Raw genomic sequence first — 16,870 nt, forward strand, 5'->3', positions numbered from 1 at the left:
ATGAAACGTAAAACACAATTAATTCATGGTGGAATTGTTGGCGATGAACAGACGGGTGCTGTCTCTGTTCCTATTTATCAAGTGAGCACTTATAAACAAGAGGGAGCTGGAAAACATACGGGATACGAATATTCGAGAACCGGTAACCCTACACGACACGCCTTAGAAGAACTTATCAAAGAAATTGAAGGAGGATATGCGGGGTTTGCGTTTGGATCTGGTATGGCAGCTACTACTGCTGTATTCATGCTGTTTAACAGCGGAGATCATGTGCTAATTACAGATGACGTATACGGAGGAACGTACCGAGTGATTACAAAAGTGCTGAGCCGTATTGGCATTGAAGCTACTTTTATTGATACAAGCGACATCGAAAATATTAAGAAAGAAATTCGCCCCAACACAAAAGCTATTTATATCGAGACTCCCACGAATCCTCTCCTAAAAATTACTGACTTGCAGCAGGCTTCTTCAGTAGCTAAACAGCATCATTTACTTACCATCGTTGATAACACATTCAGTACCCCGTATTGGCAAAACCCTATCGAAAAAGGTGCGGATATCGTTCTGCACAGTGCAACTAAGTATCTAGGCGGCCACAGTGACGTTGTAGCAGGGCTAGCTGTTGTGAATTCGCCTAAATTGGCAGAAGACCTTCATTTTATTCAAAATGCGACTGGAGGCATTTTAGGACCCCAAGATTCTTGGCTTTTGATGAGGGGGATTAAAACATTAGGAATACGAATGGAAGAACATGAATTCAACACTGGGAAAATAGTAGAATTTTTACTTGCTCATCCTGCTGTTACAAAAGTATATTATCCAGGATTAAAAACCCACCCAAACCACCTTATTGCTAAAAAGCAAGCAAGAGGTTTTGGGGGAATGGTTTCTTTTGATGTGGGAAGCGAAGAGAAAGCGGAACAAGTACTGAGCAAAGTGAAATATTTTACATTAGCAGAAAGTTTAGGAGCCATTGAAAGCCTTATTTCCATTCCTTCTAAAATGACTCATGCTTCTATACCGAGCGACCGACGTAAAGAGCTAGGAATTACAGATGGATTAATTCGTATTTCTGTAGGCCTTGAAGATGTAGAAGATTTAATTGAAGACTTAGAAGAGGCATTGAAATGATTATGGTAAAAATAGGATTTTTATAGACCTATAGATCTATGATAGAGTAGAGTTATAACATTCTACTGAGAAGGTGATTGTATGAAAGCTCAACACATCAAAGCAAAAATTGAAGATTACAGCCGCTTTATTTACGTCCTTCTAGCCGTAAGTACATTCTTGTACATTGGTGTTATGATTGGCCAAGGTGAAAAAAGTGATATGCAGCTTGGAATAATGGAAGCGATCGTTATTCTTTTTGCCGCCCTTGCCTTTTATTTTAGTTATCAAACTAAAAAACTGAAAAAAGAACTAATGAAAGAAAAAGAATAATAGATGTAAAAAGGCGATCATACATCGTCTTTTTTTTATGAGGGTTGAAAAAATAAAAAAATTCCCTATTTTTCAAAAAAACAGTTTACTTTTTATGAGTCCGTGGATATAATTACCATTGTAAGGAAAATACTTTATTAAAAGGAGGTCGAGTCATATGTTAAGACGTTTATCAGTTATGGGTCATCCAGTTTCAACTATGTTCAAAAATCGTCTATATACGTATACTATTCGGCCGTGTTCCTGTATCAAGTAACTTTCTTACTTTGATCATTAAAACACGTTAATTCACCACAGGTGCGAATAGTAGCCCTGTGGTTTTTATTATTTTTCAGCCACAGGATGCTTATGCATTACTGTGGCTTTTTTGTGTATAAGGAGGTGATTGTAATGACACTGAACATTTTCTTTTTAACTATTACCATAAAGTCCCGTCAATACTCAGAGGCAGAAATTAAGCATGAACAGTATGTAAGACAATTAGAAGAAGAAATAAAAGACCGCAAGTATGAGTTTTATCGTCATTTCTAATTTGAACAGTGGAAAGGAGTGGATGAATGATGATTAATCAAAAAGGATATATCGTTGTATGGCTGCTTGTGGAGAAAGATTCCACCTAAATGATTAGTAGGGGGAGTAATGATGTGTTTGCTACGGATTATTATTTGGAAATTATTTTAAAAAAAGAGCGGAAGGAAGGATTAATTCTCCTTCTTTCCGCTCTTTTTTTTCTCTTTTTCGGCTCTGTAAAATTCGTGAAACATTTTCATCAGCGCTCGCTTTTCAATTCGCGAAACATAACTTCTTGAAATATTTAATTCTTTTGCAATTTCTCGCTGGGTTTTTTCATCCTGCAGATCCAAACCGAAGCGGCCAACAATTACTTCCTTTTCTCGATCATCGAGAATATCGATGTATTCTTTTATTTTTTCTAATTCCATATTTAGTTGAATCATATCAATTACATCGTCTGATTCTGATTTTAATACATCAATCAAACTGATTTCATTTCCTTCTTTATCCTGGCCAATTGGATCATGGAGCGACACATCTTTTTTTGTTTTTTTGAGCGCTCGCAAGTGCATCAATATTTCATTTTCAATACATCGTGCGGCATAAGTAGCTAATTTTGTTCCTTTTCCTTGCGAATAACTTTCGATTGCTTTAATTAAACCGATTGTCCCAATTGAAATTAAATCTTCCGCATCCTCTCCCGTGTTTTCAAACTTTTTAACAATATGCGCAACGAGCCGGAGATTGTGTTCAATAAGAAGGTTTCGCGCTTCTTGATCTCCTTGTTCCATTAAAGATAAATATCTCTTTTCTTCAGCAGCAGACAAGGGTTGAGGAAACGCATTGTTTTTTACGTAGGAAACAAGGAAAACCAATTCTTTAAAGAAATAGCCTAGTGCGGTAAATAATGCAGACATCTCTTCACCTCCATAAGGGGATATCAACCTGTGAGAGACTAACATTACACTATATGTAAAAAGAAGGATGTCTTTGCCTGTACGTTTAAAATTCCCCCGGGGACAAGAGAGTTTGAAAAAGTCCACAGATTTTTCTTTAGAGATAGTTACCAGCCTATACAGGGGAAAAGTATGTACATACGCTAGTAGTAGTTCATAGTGTAAGGAGGGGGAGTATGTACGGTTACGGAGGCTGCTGTTATCCTAATTATCCAGCTTACCCATGTGGAGGAGGCTTCGGCTGGGGACTTGGATTGTTGATTGTTCTGTTTGTCCTGTTATTAATTTTCGGAAGCTTCTATTGGTTTAGCTGCTGGTATTAAAAAAAACTCATGCATGCGCATGAGTTTTTTTAGATGACATATCCTACCGAATAGAACCATTCATTTTTAAGAATTCTTAAGGAATTTTCGCTTTGTTTCTTAAAGAAGATGATTTATTCTATAATTAAGAAAAGAAGCAAGACGATAATATTCCTCTATAAAAGTAAATAGAGCTCTATACTTTTTTTAGCTTGAAAGTACTAATCATCAAGCAAGCGAGTACGATAATTAAAAACATATAAAAGTGTGAAGGCAAATAAGGGACGCCTAAGTAGCTAAGAGTTAATAAACAACCTGCTGCGGTAATAGGGAGCCCTGTAAAATACCCAGTATTTTCTGTGATGTTAAAGCGGGCAAGACGAAGTGCTCCGCAAGCAATGTAACAGATGGTAACAATTGAACCTGCAGCACCAAAGTGAGATAAAATACTTTGATAAAGTAGTAGAGCTGGAGCGATGCCAAATGATATAATATCGCACATGGAGTCCAGTTGTTTTCCAAGTTCAGATTCAATTTGCAGCTTTCTGGCTACCATGCCGTCGAATCGGTCTGCTAACGCTGCTAAAAAAATTAGTAATAAACTTAAGTTCAATTCATTTTTCATGACAAATAAAATAGCAAAGCTTCCTAAACTTAAATTAACAATCGTTAAGGAGTTTGCCGCTTGGGATCTCAGCTTTTTAATTGTATGATCTAGATAGTCTAATAAAAACAATTTCCTCACTCCTTTAAAGGATGGAATGAACTAAAGGTAAAAATAATGGTAATTTCATTGTAGACGCAAACCTTATTCTAGTAAAGAACTATTCAGTATGTGGAGGTAAAATTATTGTTGCAGCACCTGTATCGAACGTTTATTGAGCTTACGAATCACCAAGGATCATCGAAGCTCATTCGAAAATTCACTTTCTCTAAATGGAGTCGGTTTGTTATACCCTCCTATACAAAAGTTTTTAAAGTAAATAAAGAAGAAATGGACAAGCCTCTGCATCACTATCAAAACTTACATGAGCTATTTATTCGCCGTTTGAAACCTTCTGCCCGTCCGGTCGATCAGCAGAAAGACAGCGTTGTCAGTCCTGTAGATGCAAAGATAGAAGCATATGGAGTCATTACGCCTCAAAAAGAAATGATTGTAAAAAACAAACCTTATTCTATACAGGAAATGGTTTCAAATGATCTCGTTCTTGAAAAATATATAGAGGGACAGTTTATTATCCTCTACCTTAGTCCGAAAGACTATCATCGCATTCACAGCCCTCTTAAAGCCCAAGTGGGGGATACGTGGACCGTTGGACAAAAGTCTTATCCAGTAAATTCATTAGGAATCAAATACGGGAAAGAACCGCTTGTGAAAAATTTCCGGAAGCTCACGGAGTTAACATTTGAAAATGGTCACATGCTGATGGTAAAAGTAGGAGCCATGTTTATCAACAGTATTGAAGCGGTTTCTAAAAAAGAAGTAGTCGAAAAAGGGGAAGAAATGGCTTACTTCACGTTTGGCTCGACTGTCATTTTATTATTTGAGAAGAACTCAATCACTTTTGCTTCTAATGTTTACTCAGGTTCTTACGTAAAATGTGGAGAACCAATTGCTCATTTGAAAAAATAGAGCCTATATAATAAAAGAGTAGATAGATAAATGAAGATGCAGCTTTCTTTTATTAAGAAGGCTCTTTTATTCGTTAAGAAGGAATTTGTATGCTAATCTTTAATGATCTTCTTTCAATTTCCTCTTCAATTAATTTTATAAAATCAGGGCTTAATTGCAGTTCAGTTGCTTTGCTGTATGATTCAATAAGCAGCTCATCTGATAATTTTCTCATAAGATTGCCGCCACCTCCTACTAAAATAAATATCCTAAAAAGTTATATTTAAATGCTAATAAATTCCTTATTTATAATCTAACATGAATCAAATAAAGGAACAATCGTTCTGTTATCCACAGCTTTCGGTGGATAAAATGTGGGTATGTTGTTTATAATTACCATTAATTGCTGAACTATAACAGAGGATAATGTGTATAACCTTATCCACATAATTGGGCTTATCAATTTTTGTCGAAAACTTTTAACGGAATTTGTTTACCACTTACCCTATTTGATAAGTAATAAACGTTTTCTGCACTATTTTTTATTTTAAGTTTGCAGTGGGTGAATATATCGTAAGCTCACGAACAAATGGAGTTTTACTACCTTTTGTCAATAACTTTCTGTATAAAGTTAAAGCATTCACAAGGCATATCCTTTATACTAAGAAAAGACCTGTTTTTGAAGAGAATAAAATTTTAGGTTGGAAAATAACAAGAAGTCGTTATAATGATAGACGGCGTTAATTTTAGTATGTAACTATATATTCGAGGTGCATGATACGTGTTGAAACTTTTTTTACCAAATGAACATGTGAAAAACGTGTTTCAAATTAAGCCAGACGATTTGAAAGAGCGCGGAATAAAAGGAATTATTACCGACTTAGATAACACGTTGGTGGAATGGGATCGCCCTGATGCCACTCCGGAATTAATTGAGTGGTTTCAGTTAATGAAAGATAGTGGAATTAAAATTACGATTGTATCGAATAATGTGGAGAAACGAGTCAAGCTGTTTTCAGATCCAGTTGGACTTCCATTTGTATATAAAGCACGCAAACCGATGCGTAAAGCATTTAGAAGAGCTCTTCGTGATATGGAGCTGCAAAAAGATGAGGTTGTAGTTATTGGTGACCAGCTTTTAACGGATGTATTAGGAGGAAATCGTCTCGGCGTATATACGGTTTTGGTTGTACCAGTTGCGCAAACAGATGGATTTGTAACGAAATTTAACCGTAAAATGGAACGAAGAATTCTAGGTTGGATGAAACGAAAAGGTATGATTAACTGGGAGGATTAAAACGTGAGTGAAGAAAAATTACAGTGCGTAGGATGCGGAGTGGAGATTCAAACAGAACGACCGGATGAACTTGGCTATGCTCCAAAATCAGCACTAGAAAAAGAAGCTATTATTTGCCAGCGATGCTTCCGCTTGAAGCATTATAATGAAGTACAAGATGTTTCCTTAACAGACGATGATTTTTTAAAAATCTTAAATGGAATTGGTCAAACGGACGGTTTAGTTGTAAAAGTTGTAGATATCTTTGACTTTAATGGCAGCTGGTTACCTGGTTTGCATCGATTTGTTGGAAATAACAAGGTTCTTTTAGTGGGAAATAAAGCAGATTTACTGCCAAAGTCTATAAAGAAAAATAAACTAATTCATTGGATGAAGCGAGAAGCGAAAGAGCTTGGGCTAAAATCAGTGGATGTGTTTCTCATGAGCGCGCAAAAAGGACAAGGAATTCGAGAAATTGCCGAAGCCATTGAACATTATCGCGAAGGTAAAGATGTATATGTTGTGGGATGTACAAACGTTGGTAAATCAACATTTATTAATGCCATTATTAAAGAAGTAACGGGAGAAAAAGATATTATTACCACATCTCAATATCCGGGCACAACGCTGGATATGATTGATATCCCGCTTGATAACGGCGCGTCTTTATATGATACGCCTGGTATTATTAATCACCATCAAATGGCTCACTATGTAGATAAACGAGACTTAAAGCTAATTTCTCCTAAAAAAGAAATAAAGCCGAAGGTTTATCAGCTAAATGAAGGGCAAACGTTATACTTTGGAGGACTGGCGCGCTTAGATTATGTACAGGGAGGCCGCAAGTCATTAACATGTTATGTATCGAACGATTTGCATATCCATCGTACGAAGCTTGAAAAAGCAGATGAGCTGTATGAAAAGCAAGCAGGTGAACTGCTTCAGCCGCCGCGCCCAGAGCAAATGGATGAGTTTCCTGAACTGGTTGCACATGAATTTACAATAAAAAATGAAAAAACGGATATTGTTTTTTCAGGGCTTGGCTGGGTGACGGTTAATGAGTCAGGTTCAAAAGTTGTGGCGCATGCACCAAAAGGAGTCGGCGTATTTGTGCGCGATTCTTTAATTTAAACAAAAAGGGGAAAAAATCTTGAGTACATTATATGGGCTAGTTGGTTATCCGCTTGGGCATTCACTATCGCCATTGATGCAAAATGACGCCTTTAAACGTCTGAATATGGATGCTCATTATGAAGCTTTTCCAATTGAACCTGTTCATTTTGAGTCAGCCATTGGAGAGCTAAAAGATAAAAACATTCAAGGATTTAATGTCACGATTCCTTATAAAGTTGATATTATGAAGCATTTGGATGAAGTCGATCCATTAGCAAAGGCAATTGGCGCTGTAAATACAGTTGTTAATCAAGATGGCCGTTATATTGGATACAATACCGACGGAGAGGGGTATGTGACGTCTTTACTCAAAGCAGTAGAAGGCAGCTTATCCCAAAAAAGAATTTTAATTATTGGAGCTGGAGGAGCTGCAAAAGCTATTTTTTATACAATTGCCGCTCAGCATGCTCCCGAGGTAATTGCGATATGCAATCGTACCGTCGAAAAAGCAGCTGTATTAGCTAACGAGCTGCCTTTTTCGACGAAAACGGCGGCGATGTCTATTTCTGATGCGGAAAAACAATTAGATACATTCGATATTATTATTAATACCACTTCAGTGGGAATGTATCCTAACGTTGATGAGCTGCCATTAGCACTTACTTTATTGCAAAAAGAAGCCGTAGTCAGCGATATTATTTACAACCCTTTAAAAACAAAGCTTTTAAAAGAGGCTGAAGCAAAAGGGGCAGGCACTCATAACGGTGTCGGTATGTTTGTACTGCAAGGTGCACTTGCATTTGAAAAGTGGACGAACGTCCGTCCTGACGAAGAGGCAATGGAACACATTGTTCTTTCAACACTAACTAAGAGATAAGATACAACGGAGGTTTTTATGTTAACAGGTAAACAAAAACGTTTTTTACGTTCAAAAGCACATCATTTAAATCCAATTTTCCAAGTAGGAAAAGGTGGAGTCAACGAAAATATGATTGGTCAAATTGCTGATGCATTAGAAGCAAGAGAATTATTAAAAGTAAGCATTCTGCAAAACTGTGACGAAGATCGTGACACGGTTGCTGCTCGATTAACAAAAGGAACAAAAGCAGAGCTTGTACAAGTGATTGGAAATACAATTGTATTATATAAAGAATCACGCGAAAATAAGCAGTTAATGCTTCCAAAAGTGAAATGAAATAGAGCGGGGAAACCCGCTCTATTTAAAAATGAAGTAAATTAAAGGAGTCGGGGATTGTTGAAGAGTATTGGAATTTTAGGTGGAACATTCAATCCGCCTCATTTGGGGCATTTAATGATGGCAAATGAGGTTTTGCATGCCTTGAAATTAGATGAGATATGGTTCATGCCGTCGTATATTCCACCTCATAAAACAATCAAAGAACCTATTGAGCCATATCATCGTTTACAAATGCTAAAGCTAGCTATTGAAGAACATGATCAATTTACCCTGCAGCCGATTGAATTTGAGCGCAAAGAGCCTTCATATACATATGATACGATGAGAATACTAACGGAGAAATATCCAACGTATCAGTTTCATTTCATCGTTGGTGCTGATATGGTAGAATATTTGCCGAAGTGGTATGAAATTGATGAATTAGTCAATTTGGTTACATTTGTAGGTGTAAAACGCCCGGGGTATACCATTACGTCCCCTTACCCGATAAAAGAAGTAGAAGTTCCGCAGTTTGATGTCTCCTCTTCCTTTATTCGCGAACGAGTAGTAAAGAAAGAAACCATTCGTTATTTTATACCTGCTGGTGTTAAACAATATATCGAGGAGAATCAATTATATGAATCGAACTGAGGCATTAGAAATCGTAAAGAAACAGTTAACAGAACGTCGTTATATTCATACTGTCGGGGTAATGGAAACAGCAATTGAATTAGCTAAGCGTTTTGAAGCAGACGAAAAAAAAGCAGAACTGGCTGCTATTTTTCATGACTATGCCAAGTTTCGTCCAAAGGAAGAGATGAAGCAAATTATTATTGATCAAAACATGAACCCTTCTTTATTGGAATACAATACCGAATTATGGCATGCTCCAGTAGGCGCGTTTTTAGTGAGAAATGAAGTAGGGATTACGGATAAGGAAGTATTGGATGCAATTGCTTACCATACATCCGGAAGACCTGGCATGACGTTACTTGAAAAAATTGTGTACGTTGCTGATTACATTGAACCCGGAAGGAGATTTCCAGGTGTTGATGAAGTGCGGGAGTTAGCTAAAACCGACTTAAATGCAGCACTTATTCAATCACTGAAAAACACCATTTCTTTTTTAATGACTAAACATCAGGCCGTTTATCCCGATACGATGATGACATATAATGATTTAATCTTAGGAGGTCAAACACATGACTGAACGTGAATTGCTATCTCTTGTTGTAGAAGCAGCAGACGATAAAAAAGCAATCGATATCGTAGCGTTAAATATGGAAGGAATCTCACTTGTGGCAGATTATTTTGTTATTTGTCACGGTAACTCAGATAAACAAGTGCAGGCAATTGCTCGTGAAATTAAAGAAAAAGCACACGAACAAGGCATTTCTGTGAAGCGTTTAGAAGGATTTGAGCAGGCTAAGTGGGTTCTTGTTGATCTTGGAGATGTTGTGGTTCACATTTTCCATAAAGATGAGCGCGGATATTATAACTTAGAACGCTTATGGGGAGATGCACCATTTGTAAGTTCAGAAGAGCTACAGCTATGAGCAGGTACGGAGAATTTGCCTACGTATATGATCAGCTAATGGCAGACGTTCCGTATGACGATTGGGCTGAATTTTTTAATCAGCAGGTGGCAAAAGCGAAAACAAAGCCTGACAGTATATTAGACCTTGCCTGCGGCACGGGAGAACTCTCCGTTCGATTTGCACAAGAAGGTTTCTCCGTAGTAGGCGTTGATTTGTCTGATGATATGCTTATGGTAGCCCAGGAAAAGGCGACAGAAGCAGGGGTAACGCTATCTCTTTTTCAGCAAAACATGGCGGAACTTGAGTTATTGAAAGAGTTCGATTGTGTAGTAATCTTTTGTGATTCTTTGAACTATTTGCAAAGTAATAAAGAAGTTCAAGAAACCATTCAACGTGTATATAAGCACTTAAAACCAGGTGGGCTCTTTATATTTGATGTTCATTCAGTGCACAAGATGAAGGACGTATTTGGAAATCAATCTTTTTCTTACGTAGATGAAGACGTGTCATATATTTGGAACTGCACCTATGACGATACAGACATGCGCGTAGAGCATGATATTACGTTTTTTGCTTATGATGAAGAAATGGATGCATATCATCGCTTTGATGAGGTGCATGCTCAGCGCACTTGGTCGATTGACCATTATCAATCATGGCTGAGCGAAGCTGGTTTTATAAATATAGAAGTAAGTGCAGATTTCAAAATGAGTGAGCCTACTTCAAACAGTGAGCGCATCTTTTTCTCTGCGCAAAAAAAAGAAGCCGAGTAGAGGCTTCTTTTTTTGTTTCAAAGCAGGATTTCTACAGAAATTATGGAATAAGACTATCAAACTGATTGTGAACAAGCTCAATGTCTTCGTCAAATTTTTCATGTGTTTTTTGAAATACGTGCACAAACATCTCTCCGAGTTCAGCTTCTAAAACTTTAATACCTTCTCCGGTTACACCGCCTTTTACGCATACTTTATCCTGCAAGGTAGGAAGCGTAAATATTTCTTTTTCCAACAGTTTTCCCATTCCAATAATCATATCACTGGCCATGACGGTAGCTTCTTCTTCAGAAATATTTGTTTCTTGAACTGCTGCATCAATAAAGCGTTGAAGCAAAAAGCTGAAGAATGCAGGACCGCAGCTTACGATATCGGATGATACGCGCGTAATCGTTTGATCAATAGCCACAGGCTTTGACATAGATGAAAATAATTCATGTAAATAATTTTGGTAAAAAGGCGTACATCTTTCTCCAAACGTGAAAAGAGAAACACCTGCTAATGCCCGATTCGTAATGCTAGGGATAATTCTAGCTGCTTGACTCGGAATGAGGCGTTCGATTTGTTCTACGCTAATTGGACTGGTAATGGATACAATGCAGTGATCTTTCGTCAGCAGTGGTTCTAATTTTATTAAAAGGGGGTGAATATCCAATGGCTTAACACAAATAAAAATGACTTTGGATGCGTGAACAACTTCTTCAGCTGTATCAGCAACATGAATTTTTTTATGCTGCTGTTGAATCTCTTTGGCTCTTTTTTTTGTGCGATTCATAATAGTAATTTTAGAAGGACGTACGGCTTTTGATTCAATAAACGCATCAATTAATATTTTCCCCATGTTTCCTGTTCCGATAAACCCTATGTTCACTGATTCATTCCCTCCTTCAAAAGCCTTTTCTTCTAAACACTATGAAGACGTAATGGAATTTATGACGTTACTTCAAAATTCAAAGGAGTGTACAATTTGACTTTTTCAAAAAAACAATGGCTAATTGGGTGTATTTGCTTAGCAGTTAGCTTGGCTTTTTATATCTATCGCACAGGCGGAGAGAAACCGGAAAGTTCTCTTCAAACCTCAGATATGATAAAGGCAGAATCTTCTGCTGCAAAAAAAGAAGGAGAGTCGTCTGATCAAGTAATTTCGAGCCAAGATTCCCCGTTTGTTATGGTGGATATTAAAGGAGCTGTTCAGAAGCCTGGTGTATACCAGCTTCCGAAAGATGCAAGGGTAAAAGATGCTCTAGCACAAGCCGGAGGCGCTACGAAAGAAGCGGACTTAAGACAGCTCAATTTAGCTAGCAAGCTACAAGATGAAATGGCTGTTTACATCCCAGCTGCTGGAGAAGAAATCCCGCCTTCATCTCCAGTTTCTTCAATCTCTTCCTCAGGAACTTCAAATGATCAGCCCCTTGTTAATATCAATACAGCGAACACTGATGAACTACAAACGCTAAATGGTATTGGACCTTCAAAAGCGAGTGCCATCGTTTCATATCGAGAGGAAAATGGCTTGTTTCAAACAGTAGAGGATTTGGGGCAAGTATCAGGTATTGGCGAGAAGTCGCTAGAAAAAATCAAAGCTCAAATTACGGTACAGTAGAGACTTATTGACGAAAAAGGAAAAGAAACGCTACACTATGAAAGAGACAAGTATAATTATAATTATTCAGTTTTAAATAAAAAGGTAGGGAATGAGATGAACCGGATTTCATGGGATCAATATTTTATGGCACAAAGCCATTTGCTAGCTTTAAGAAGCACTTGTGAACGTCTGGCTGTTGGGGCTACAGTGGTGCGTGATAAACGTATTATAGCTGGAGGATACAACGGCTCGATCAGCGGAGGCGTGCATTGTGCTGACGAAGGCTGTTATGTGATTGATGGACACTGTGTAAGAACTGTCCATGCAGAAGTGAATGCACTCTTGCAGTGTGCTAAGTTTGGTGTAAAAACAGAAGATGCGGAAGTATACGTCACGCATTTTCCTTGTTTAAACTGCTGTAAAGCCCTTATTCAAGCGGGAATTAAAACAGTATATTACGCTAATGATTACAAAAATCATCCGTATGCTGTTGAGTTATTTCAACAGGCGGGAGTGAAAACAGCAAAAGTTGAACTTGATGAAGCAATCATTGACTTAAAAAGTAAAGAGAAGCTTCAATTTGTGACGGGTGTTCTCGCTCGTTTAGAAAAAAGCGGAGCGGACGAAGCAGAATTGATGAATTTACAGCGTGAAGCTCTCGCTTTGTTTACAGCAAATTAAAGGTAAAAGAGGTTTTTTACTTGGTAACAGTAAGAAGCCTCTTTCTTTTAAGAAGAAAGGAGCTAAAAGTGAAAGGATATTATATTTACTGTGCTTTTAGCATGATGATAGCTTTATATGTATATGATAATCATTCCGCTGTAAGCCTGTTTTTGCTAATCGTGCTTTTCATTTTTCAATGGCTACAATGTCCGAGGAAAGTGGTTATTGCTTCTGCACTGTTGAGTGTTTTGTGCGTCTACCTATTAGCTGAGACAAATAAGCATAACAAAACGGTTCTTTTAGCTGAATCTTCTTCTTTTACAGGCGAAATTTCCTCTGTTCCGCATAGTGACGGCGACAAGCTTACTTTTAAGTTTACGGTTCAAAATGAAGAGGTCATGGCTTTTTATAAACTAAAAACGTTGGAAGAGAAACAGCAGCTCGAAAAGTTAACGATTCATCAAGTTTGTCAACTAGGGGGGCAATTAACTTCTCCTTCACCTGCTCGCAACCTTCATGCATTTGATTATCAGCAATATTTGTACCATCAGTCTATTCATTGGCAGCTTAACGTCAAGGGACTTGATTTGGTAAAATGTCAGCTCCCCACTTTAACTCCACTTACGTACCTTACCTTTATTCGTCAAAAAGGAATTAATTATATTCAACAAAATATGTCGGATCCAGGCGCTGGGTTTATGCAGGCACTAATTTATGGCGAGCGCACTGGCATCGAAGAAGAGAGTATCAAGCGCTATCAGCAATTTGGTTTAATCCACTTGCTTGCCATATCAGGTCTTCATGTTGGACTGCTGACAGCGATGTGTTTTTATTTGCTCATTCGGATTGGAATAACGCGCGAGCGAGCCATTACGCTTTTACTTTTGCTTCTTCCTGTATACATGGTTTTGGCCGGTGGCAGCGCTTCAGTTGTCCGAGCTGTTTTTATGAGTATGCTGATGCTTATATCGATAAAAATACAAAGAAAAATTCTTTTGGTTGATAGCATCAGCCTTGCTTTTATGGCCATGCTGCTTTTTAAGCCGTACTATTTATTTGACGTAGGATTTCAGCTTTCTTTTGCCGTTAGTTTTGCATTGATTTTATCGAGTCAGACGATTTTACCTTGTTTTCATTCTTCTTTCAGCCAGCTCATGGTTGTTTCAGCGATTGCACAAATCAGTTCACTTCCTTTATTGTTGTACTATTTTTATGGAGTATCTCTCCTCAGTTTGCCATTAAATATGGTTTTTGTACCGCTGTTTTCTCTTGTTATATTACCTCTTTGTTTGCTCATTCTTTTTGTTCGTATCCTCTTGCCGGGAGTGAGTGAACTGCTGGAGCAAATTCTTCATGTTCTTTTACTTTTTTGTGAAAAATTGCTTGGCTTTTTTGAGTGGATTCCCGCTGATTTTGTAACGGGAAAACCCCACATTGTGCTGTTTTTAGGCATGTACTTATGCATTTATGCTGTATTTGTGGCGGTCGAAGAAGGAGAATTTTTCGTTCGCTATATGTTTCTTCTCGTGGCATTGTTAGCCGCACAATGTATGTATCCTTATTTGAATCCAAAAGGAACGGTCACAATGGTCGATGTAGGACAAGGAGACTGCTTTATCATTGAGCTTCCTTATCGAAAAGGTGTGTATATGATCGATACGGGAGGAACCGTTTCATTTCCAAAAGAACCATGGCAAAAACGTCGTTCTTCTTTTGACGTGGGAGAAGATGTACTTGTTCCCTTTTTGCATTCAAAAGGAATAACAAGGGTAGATAAAATGATTATCACACACGGCGATTATGATCACGCAGGGGCGGCACAGCATTTATTTTCACAAGTGGCTGTCGGAGAGCTGGTGCTTGGGAAAAAAGCTGAATTAAATGACGTAGAGACTGGCTTGGTGATCGCTGCTCAAAAACAAAGAGTGCCTGTTCAAATTGTTCAACAAGGAGATAGCTGGCAAGAAGGAGGTGTGTTATTTCAGATTATTTCTCCGACAGGTTTCGAAGAAACGAGCAACAACGGCTCAATTGTAATAGACGCTAAGTTAGGAAATTTAAGATGGCTATTCACCGGAGATTTAGAAAAGGAAGGAGAACAAAGAATATTGAAAGACTTTCTAAACCTTAAAGCAGATGTATTAAAAGTTGGGCATCATGGCAGTAAAACCTCAACTTCAGAAGAGTTTGTTCAACATTTAAATCCTAAAGTAGCGCTTGTTTCAGCGGGACAAAAAAATCGTTATGGTCATCCTCATCAAGAAATATTAGAGCTTCTGAAAAGCTACGGAGTGTATATTTATCGAACGGATGAAGATGGTGGGGTAATGTATGAATTTACAAAAAAGTCAGGAACGTTTTCGCAGCAACTTCCATAGTCTATAGTAAGAAAAACGAACTAAAAAAGACTGCTAAGAAGCAGCCTTGAAGCAATTTTACGAACCCAAGTAGTGAATCACAGTTGCAATAACAAATAAGGCAGTGAAAAAGCCAAATGAAACACCAAATCCTACGGCAGAATCGACAGCGTCGTTGCGTTTACTTTGGACACTTTCTTCAAATTGGTTCATTAACACCCCTCCTGTTTACAGTATAATCTAACTTTTTTTAAAAATCTAGACAATTTAAAAGCGTTTTCACAAACTGACAACAGTTAACAACTATACTTTATAGACATGAGGAGAAAATAGAGATAAGGGTTTAATCATTAACAAATAAGTAACCTAGGGCTTATATTGTTAATGTTTATCATAAACTGAGGAATTGTCGTTTTAAGGCAATTCCTTTTGTATTGTTGCCAAAAACTCATAACACCTTTACGATAGAAATTGTATTTTGTTTATCAGTAACTATACATAATCAATATAGATGAATAAAAAAGAGGAGCGTATATACGTTGGCAGTTGATAGCTTAAAAAGTATTACTAAAAATAATATAGCCCCCGTTTACTTAATACACGGGGTCAATGCATTTATGAGTAAAAAGATTAGAGATAAAATCGTCGACTATACGTTAAATGAAGAAGATAAAGAATTTAACTTGTCACTATACGATTTAGAAGAAACATCGATTGATCAAGTTCTAGAAGATGCTGAAACGCTTCCTTTTTTAGGAGACAAGCGTGTAGTGGTTGCGAAAAATGCAGCATTTTTAACGGCTGAAAAATCGAAAGATAAAGTAGAGCATGATCTAGCAAAACTGCAGCAATATGTGGAGCAGCCCCCGTCTTTTTCAACGTTAATTCTACTAGCCCCTTATGAAAAGCTGGATGAAAGAAAAAAAATAACAAAATTATTAAAAAAACAAGCAGCTTACATTGAAGCGAACGAATTTGGTGAAAAAGAAATGAAGCAGTGGATTCATAATTTACTTTCAAAAGATGGAGTGAATATGGATGAAGATGCTGTGACGCTGCTTATTCAGCTTGTGGGTCTTAATGTAACGCTTGTGACAAATGAAATTGAAAAAATGGTGTTATATGTTGGACAAGACGGAGTCATTACAAAAGAAGTTGTGCTTAAGCTTGTGGCAAAAACGCTTGAACAAAATGTATTTACGCTTATTGACGCTGTTATTCAGCGAAAGGTTTCTACTGCTTTAAATATGTATCAGGATTTACTGCGTAATAACGAAGAGCCTATTAAAATTTTATCTTTGTTAGCGACGCAGTTTCGTTTGATTTATCATACGAAGCAGCTGTCTAGTCAAGGGTACGGTCAGCAGCAAATTGCTCAAACGATTAAGGTTCATCCGTTTCGTGTGAAAATTGCTTTGCAGCAGAGCAGAAGTTTTGAGGAACAGCAGCTTAAAGAAATTTTAAAGGATTTAGCAGAGGCAGATTATGAAATGAAGACGGGGAAAATGGATAAAGCGCTTATTTTACAGCTGTTTTTATTAAAAAGAGCGCAATAAAAA

22 protein-coding genes are annotated in these 16,870 nt (G+C 37.5%); 17 read left to right on the plus strand and 5 right to left on the minus strand.

Annotated features, from left to right (window positions below; genetic code table 11):
* From ACFX4N_RS21265 to ACFX4N_RS21275, 3 genes are all read left to right on the plus strand, one after another.
* The gene (locus ACFX4N_RS21265) at positions 1-1,134 is read left to right on the plus strand and encodes a bifunctional cystathionine gamma-lyase/homocysteine desulfhydrase (RefSeq protein ID WP_013059271.1); all 1,134 of its coding nucleotides are present in this window, start codon (positions 1-3) and stop codon (positions 1,132-1,134) included.
* Between the two features lie 81 nt (positions 1,135-1,215).
* Positions 1,216-1,446: a YrhC family protein gene (locus ACFX4N_RS21270; RefSeq protein WP_013059270.1), complete on the plus strand. Its 231-nt coding sequence runs from the start codon at positions 1,216-1,218 to the stop codon at positions 1,444-1,446.
* A 390-nt stretch (positions 1,447-1,836) separates the two neighbouring features.
* Entirely contained in the window at positions 1,837-1,977 is a 141-nt protein-coding gene (locus tag ACFX4N_RS21275) for a YrzI family small protein (RefSeq protein WP_013059269.1), read from the plus strand.
* Between the two features lie 170 nt (positions 1,978-2,147).
* On the opposite strand, the gene sigK is transcribed toward ACFX4N_RS21275, so the two are convergent.
* Positions 2,148-2,876, minus strand: a complete 729-nt coding sequence (gene sigK, locus ACFX4N_RS21280; protein WP_013059268.1) for an RNA polymerase sporulation sigma factor SigK — start codon at positions 2,874-2,876, stop codon at positions 2,148-2,150.
* 215 nt (positions 2,877-3,091) lie between these two features.
* Between sigK and ACFX4N_RS21285 the strand changes: the two genes are divergently transcribed.
* Positions 3,092-3,238 carry a hypothetical protein gene (locus ACFX4N_RS21285; RefSeq protein WP_013059267.1) on the plus strand — a complete coding sequence of 49 codons (147 nt, stop codon included), beginning with the start codon at positions 3,092-3,094 and terminating at the stop codon, positions 3,236-3,238.
* 175 nt (positions 3,239-3,413) lie between these two features.
* On the opposite strand, the gene pssA is transcribed toward ACFX4N_RS21285, so the two are convergent.
* Complete coding sequence (pssA, locus tag ACFX4N_RS21290; RefSeq protein WP_013059266.1) at positions 3,414-3,953, minus strand: CDP-diacylglycerol--serine O-phosphatidyltransferase; 540 nt, start codon at positions 3,951-3,953, stop codon at positions 3,414-3,416.
* Between the two features lie 114 nt (positions 3,954-4,067).
* Between pssA and ACFX4N_RS21295 the strand changes: the two genes are divergently transcribed.
* Entirely contained in the window at positions 4,068-4,850 is a 783-nt protein-coding gene (locus tag ACFX4N_RS21295) for a phosphatidylserine decarboxylase (RefSeq protein WP_029320147.1), read from the plus strand.
* 73 nt (positions 4,851-4,923) lie between these two features.
* Here ACFX4N_RS21295 and ACFX4N_RS21300 read toward each other — a convergent pair whose 3' ends face one another.
* Positions 4,924-5,064, minus strand: coding sequence for a sporulation histidine kinase inhibitor Sda (locus ACFX4N_RS21300; protein WP_013059264.1), 141 nt, complete (start codon positions 5,062-5,064; stop codon positions 4,924-4,926).
* A 549-nt stretch (positions 5,065-5,613) separates the two neighbouring features.
* Here ACFX4N_RS21300 and ACFX4N_RS21305 point away from each other — a divergent pair.
* The 8 genes from ACFX4N_RS21305 to ACFX4N_RS21340 are packed head-to-tail and all read left to right on the plus strand — an operon-like array spanning position 5,614 to position 10,706.
* Positions 5,614-6,126, plus strand: a complete 513-nt coding sequence (locus ACFX4N_RS21305) for a YqeG family HAD IIIA-type phosphatase (RefSeq protein WP_013059263.1) — start codon at positions 5,614-5,616, stop codon at positions 6,124-6,126.
* A gap of 3 nt (positions 6,127-6,129) precedes the next feature.
* Complete coding sequence (yqeH, locus tag ACFX4N_RS21310) at positions 6,130-7,236, plus strand: ribosome biogenesis GTPase YqeH (protein ID WP_013059262.1); 1,107 nt, start codon at positions 6,130-6,132, stop codon at positions 7,234-7,236.
* 19 nt (positions 7,237-7,255) lie between these two features.
* Complete coding sequence (gene aroE / locus ACFX4N_RS21315; RefSeq protein WP_016765605.1) at positions 7,256-8,095, plus strand: shikimate dehydrogenase; 840 nt, start codon at positions 7,256-7,258, stop codon at positions 8,093-8,095.
* A gap of 18 nt (positions 8,096-8,113) precedes the next feature.
* Complete coding sequence (yhbY, locus tag ACFX4N_RS21320) at positions 8,114-8,413, plus strand: ribosome assembly RNA-binding protein YhbY (protein ID WP_013059260.1); 300 nt, start codon at positions 8,114-8,116, stop codon at positions 8,411-8,413.
* A 60-nt stretch (positions 8,414-8,473) separates the two neighbouring features.
* The gene (locus ACFX4N_RS21325; protein WP_013059259.1) at positions 8,474-9,046 is read left to right on the plus strand and encodes a nicotinate-nucleotide adenylyltransferase; all 573 of its coding nucleotides are present in this window, start codon (positions 8,474-8,476) and stop codon (positions 9,044-9,046) included.
* Entirely contained in the window at positions 9,033-9,605 is a 573-nt protein-coding gene (gene yqeK / locus ACFX4N_RS21330; RefSeq protein ID WP_028411664.1) for a bis(5'-nucleosyl)-tetraphosphatase (symmetrical) YqeK, read from the plus strand. Before ACFX4N_RS21325 ends, yqeK begins: the two co-directional genes overlap by 14 nt.
* The gene (gene rsfS / locus ACFX4N_RS21335; RefSeq protein WP_013085071.1) at positions 9,598-9,951 is read left to right on the plus strand and encodes a ribosome silencing factor; all 354 of its coding nucleotides are present in this window, start codon (positions 9,598-9,600) and stop codon (positions 9,949-9,951) included. The genes yqeK and rsfS overlap by 8 nt, the downstream gene beginning before the upstream one ends.
* Positions 9,948-10,706, plus strand: coding sequence for a class I SAM-dependent DNA methyltransferase (locus ACFX4N_RS21340; protein WP_057274043.1), 759 nt, complete (start codon positions 9,948-9,950; stop codon positions 10,704-10,706). Before rsfS ends, ACFX4N_RS21340 begins: the two co-directional genes overlap by 4 nt.
* Positions 10,707-10,746: 40 nt before the next feature.
* Here ACFX4N_RS21340 and comER read toward each other — a convergent pair whose 3' ends face one another.
* Positions 10,747-11,577 (minus strand): late competence protein ComER, encoded by an 831-nt coding sequence (gene comER / locus ACFX4N_RS21345; RefSeq protein WP_025750559.1) that lies wholly within the window; start codon positions 11,575-11,577, stop codon positions 10,747-10,749.
* Between the two features lie 96 nt (positions 11,578-11,673).
* Between comER and ACFX4N_RS21350 the strand changes: the two genes are divergently transcribed.
* From ACFX4N_RS21350 to ACFX4N_RS21360, 3 genes are all read left to right on the plus strand, one after another.
* Positions 11,674-12,309: a helix-hairpin-helix domain-containing protein gene (locus ACFX4N_RS21350; RefSeq protein ID WP_013059254.1), complete on the plus strand. Its 636-nt coding sequence runs from the start codon at positions 11,674-11,676 to the stop codon at positions 12,307-12,309.
* 96 nt (positions 12,310-12,405) lie between these two features.
* The gene (locus ACFX4N_RS21355) at positions 12,406-12,972 is read left to right on the plus strand and encodes a ComE operon protein 2 (protein WP_057274042.1); all 567 of its coding nucleotides are present in this window, start codon (positions 12,406-12,408) and stop codon (positions 12,970-12,972) included.
* Positions 12,973-13,073: 101 nt separating this feature from the next.
* Positions 13,074-15,332, plus strand: coding sequence for a DNA internalization-related competence protein ComEC/Rec2 (locus tag ACFX4N_RS21360; RefSeq protein ID WP_199866411.1), 2,259 nt, complete (start codon positions 13,074-13,076; stop codon positions 15,330-15,332).
* A gap of 57 nt (positions 15,333-15,389) precedes the next feature.
* Here ACFX4N_RS21360 and ACFX4N_RS21365 read toward each other — a convergent pair whose 3' ends face one another.
* Positions 15,390-15,524: a YqzM family protein gene (locus ACFX4N_RS21365; RefSeq protein ID WP_013059251.1), complete on the minus strand. Its 135-nt coding sequence runs from the start codon at positions 15,522-15,524 to the stop codon at positions 15,390-15,392.
* Between the two features lie 326 nt (positions 15,525-15,850).
* On the opposite strand from ACFX4N_RS21365, the gene holA reads away from it, so the two are divergent.
* Positions 15,851-16,867 (plus strand): DNA polymerase III subunit delta, encoded by a 1,017-nt coding sequence (holA, locus tag ACFX4N_RS21370; RefSeq protein ID WP_013059250.1) that lies wholly within the window; start codon positions 15,851-15,853, stop codon positions 16,865-16,867.
* The last annotated feature ends 3 nt before the right edge of the window (positions 16,868-16,870 follow it).

Source organism: Priestia sp. YIM B13551 (genome assembly GCF_042787905.1).
Taxonomy (GTDB): domain Bacteria; phylum Bacillota; class Bacilli; order Bacillales; family Bacillaceae_H; genus Priestia.

Excerpts from the sequence above, each read along its gene's own strand:
- ACFX4N_RS21265 (WP_013059271.1), top strand. The coding sequence starts at position 1 with ATGAAACGTAAAACACAATTAATTCATGGTGGAATTGTTGGCGATGAA.
- ACFX4N_RS21285 (WP_013059267.1), top strand. The coding sequence starts at position 3,092 with ATGTACGGTTACGGAGGCTGCTGTTATCCTAATTATCCAGCTTACCCA.
- yqeK (WP_028411664.1), top strand. The coding sequence starts at position 9,033 with ATGAATCGAACTGAGGCATTAGAAATCGTAAAGAAACAGTTAACAGAA.
- rsfS (WP_013085071.1), top strand. The coding sequence starts at position 9,598 with ATGACTGAACGTGAATTGCTATCTCTTGTTGTAGAAGCAGCAGACGAT.
- ACFX4N_RS21360 (WP_199866411.1), top strand. The coding sequence starts at position 13,074 with ATGATGATAGCTTTATATGTATATGATAATCATTCCGCTGTAAGCCTG.
- ACFX4N_RS21355 (WP_057274042.1), top strand. The coding sequence starts at position 12,406 with ATGAACCGGATTTCATGGGATCAATATTTTATGGCACAAAGCCATTTG.
- ACFX4N_RS21340 (WP_057274043.1), top strand. The coding sequence starts at position 9,948 with ATGAGCAGGTACGGAGAATTTGCCTACGTATATGATCAGCTAATGGCA.
- sigK (WP_013059268.1), bottom strand. The coding sequence starts at position 2,876 with ATGTCTGCATTATTTACCGCACTAGGCTATTTCTTTAAAGAATTGGTT.
- ACFX4N_RS21275 (WP_013059269.1), top strand. The coding sequence starts at position 1,837 with ATGACACTGAACATTTTCTTTTTAACTATTACCATAAAGTCCCGTCAA.
- ACFX4N_RS21270 (WP_013059270.1), top strand. The coding sequence starts at position 1,216 with ATGAAAGCTCAACACATCAAAGCAAAAATTGAAGATTACAGCCGCTTT.
- ACFX4N_RS21300 (WP_013059264.1), bottom strand. The coding sequence starts at position 5,064 with ATGAGAAAATTATCAGATGAGCTGCTTATTGAATCATACAGCAAAGCA.
- ACFX4N_RS21365 (WP_013059251.1), bottom strand. The coding sequence starts at position 15,524 with ATGAACCAATTTGAAGAAAGTGTCCAAAGTAAACGCAACGACGCTGTC.
- yhbY (WP_013059260.1), top strand. The coding sequence starts at position 8,114 with ATGTTAACAGGTAAACAAAAACGTTTTTTACGTTCAAAAGCACATCAT.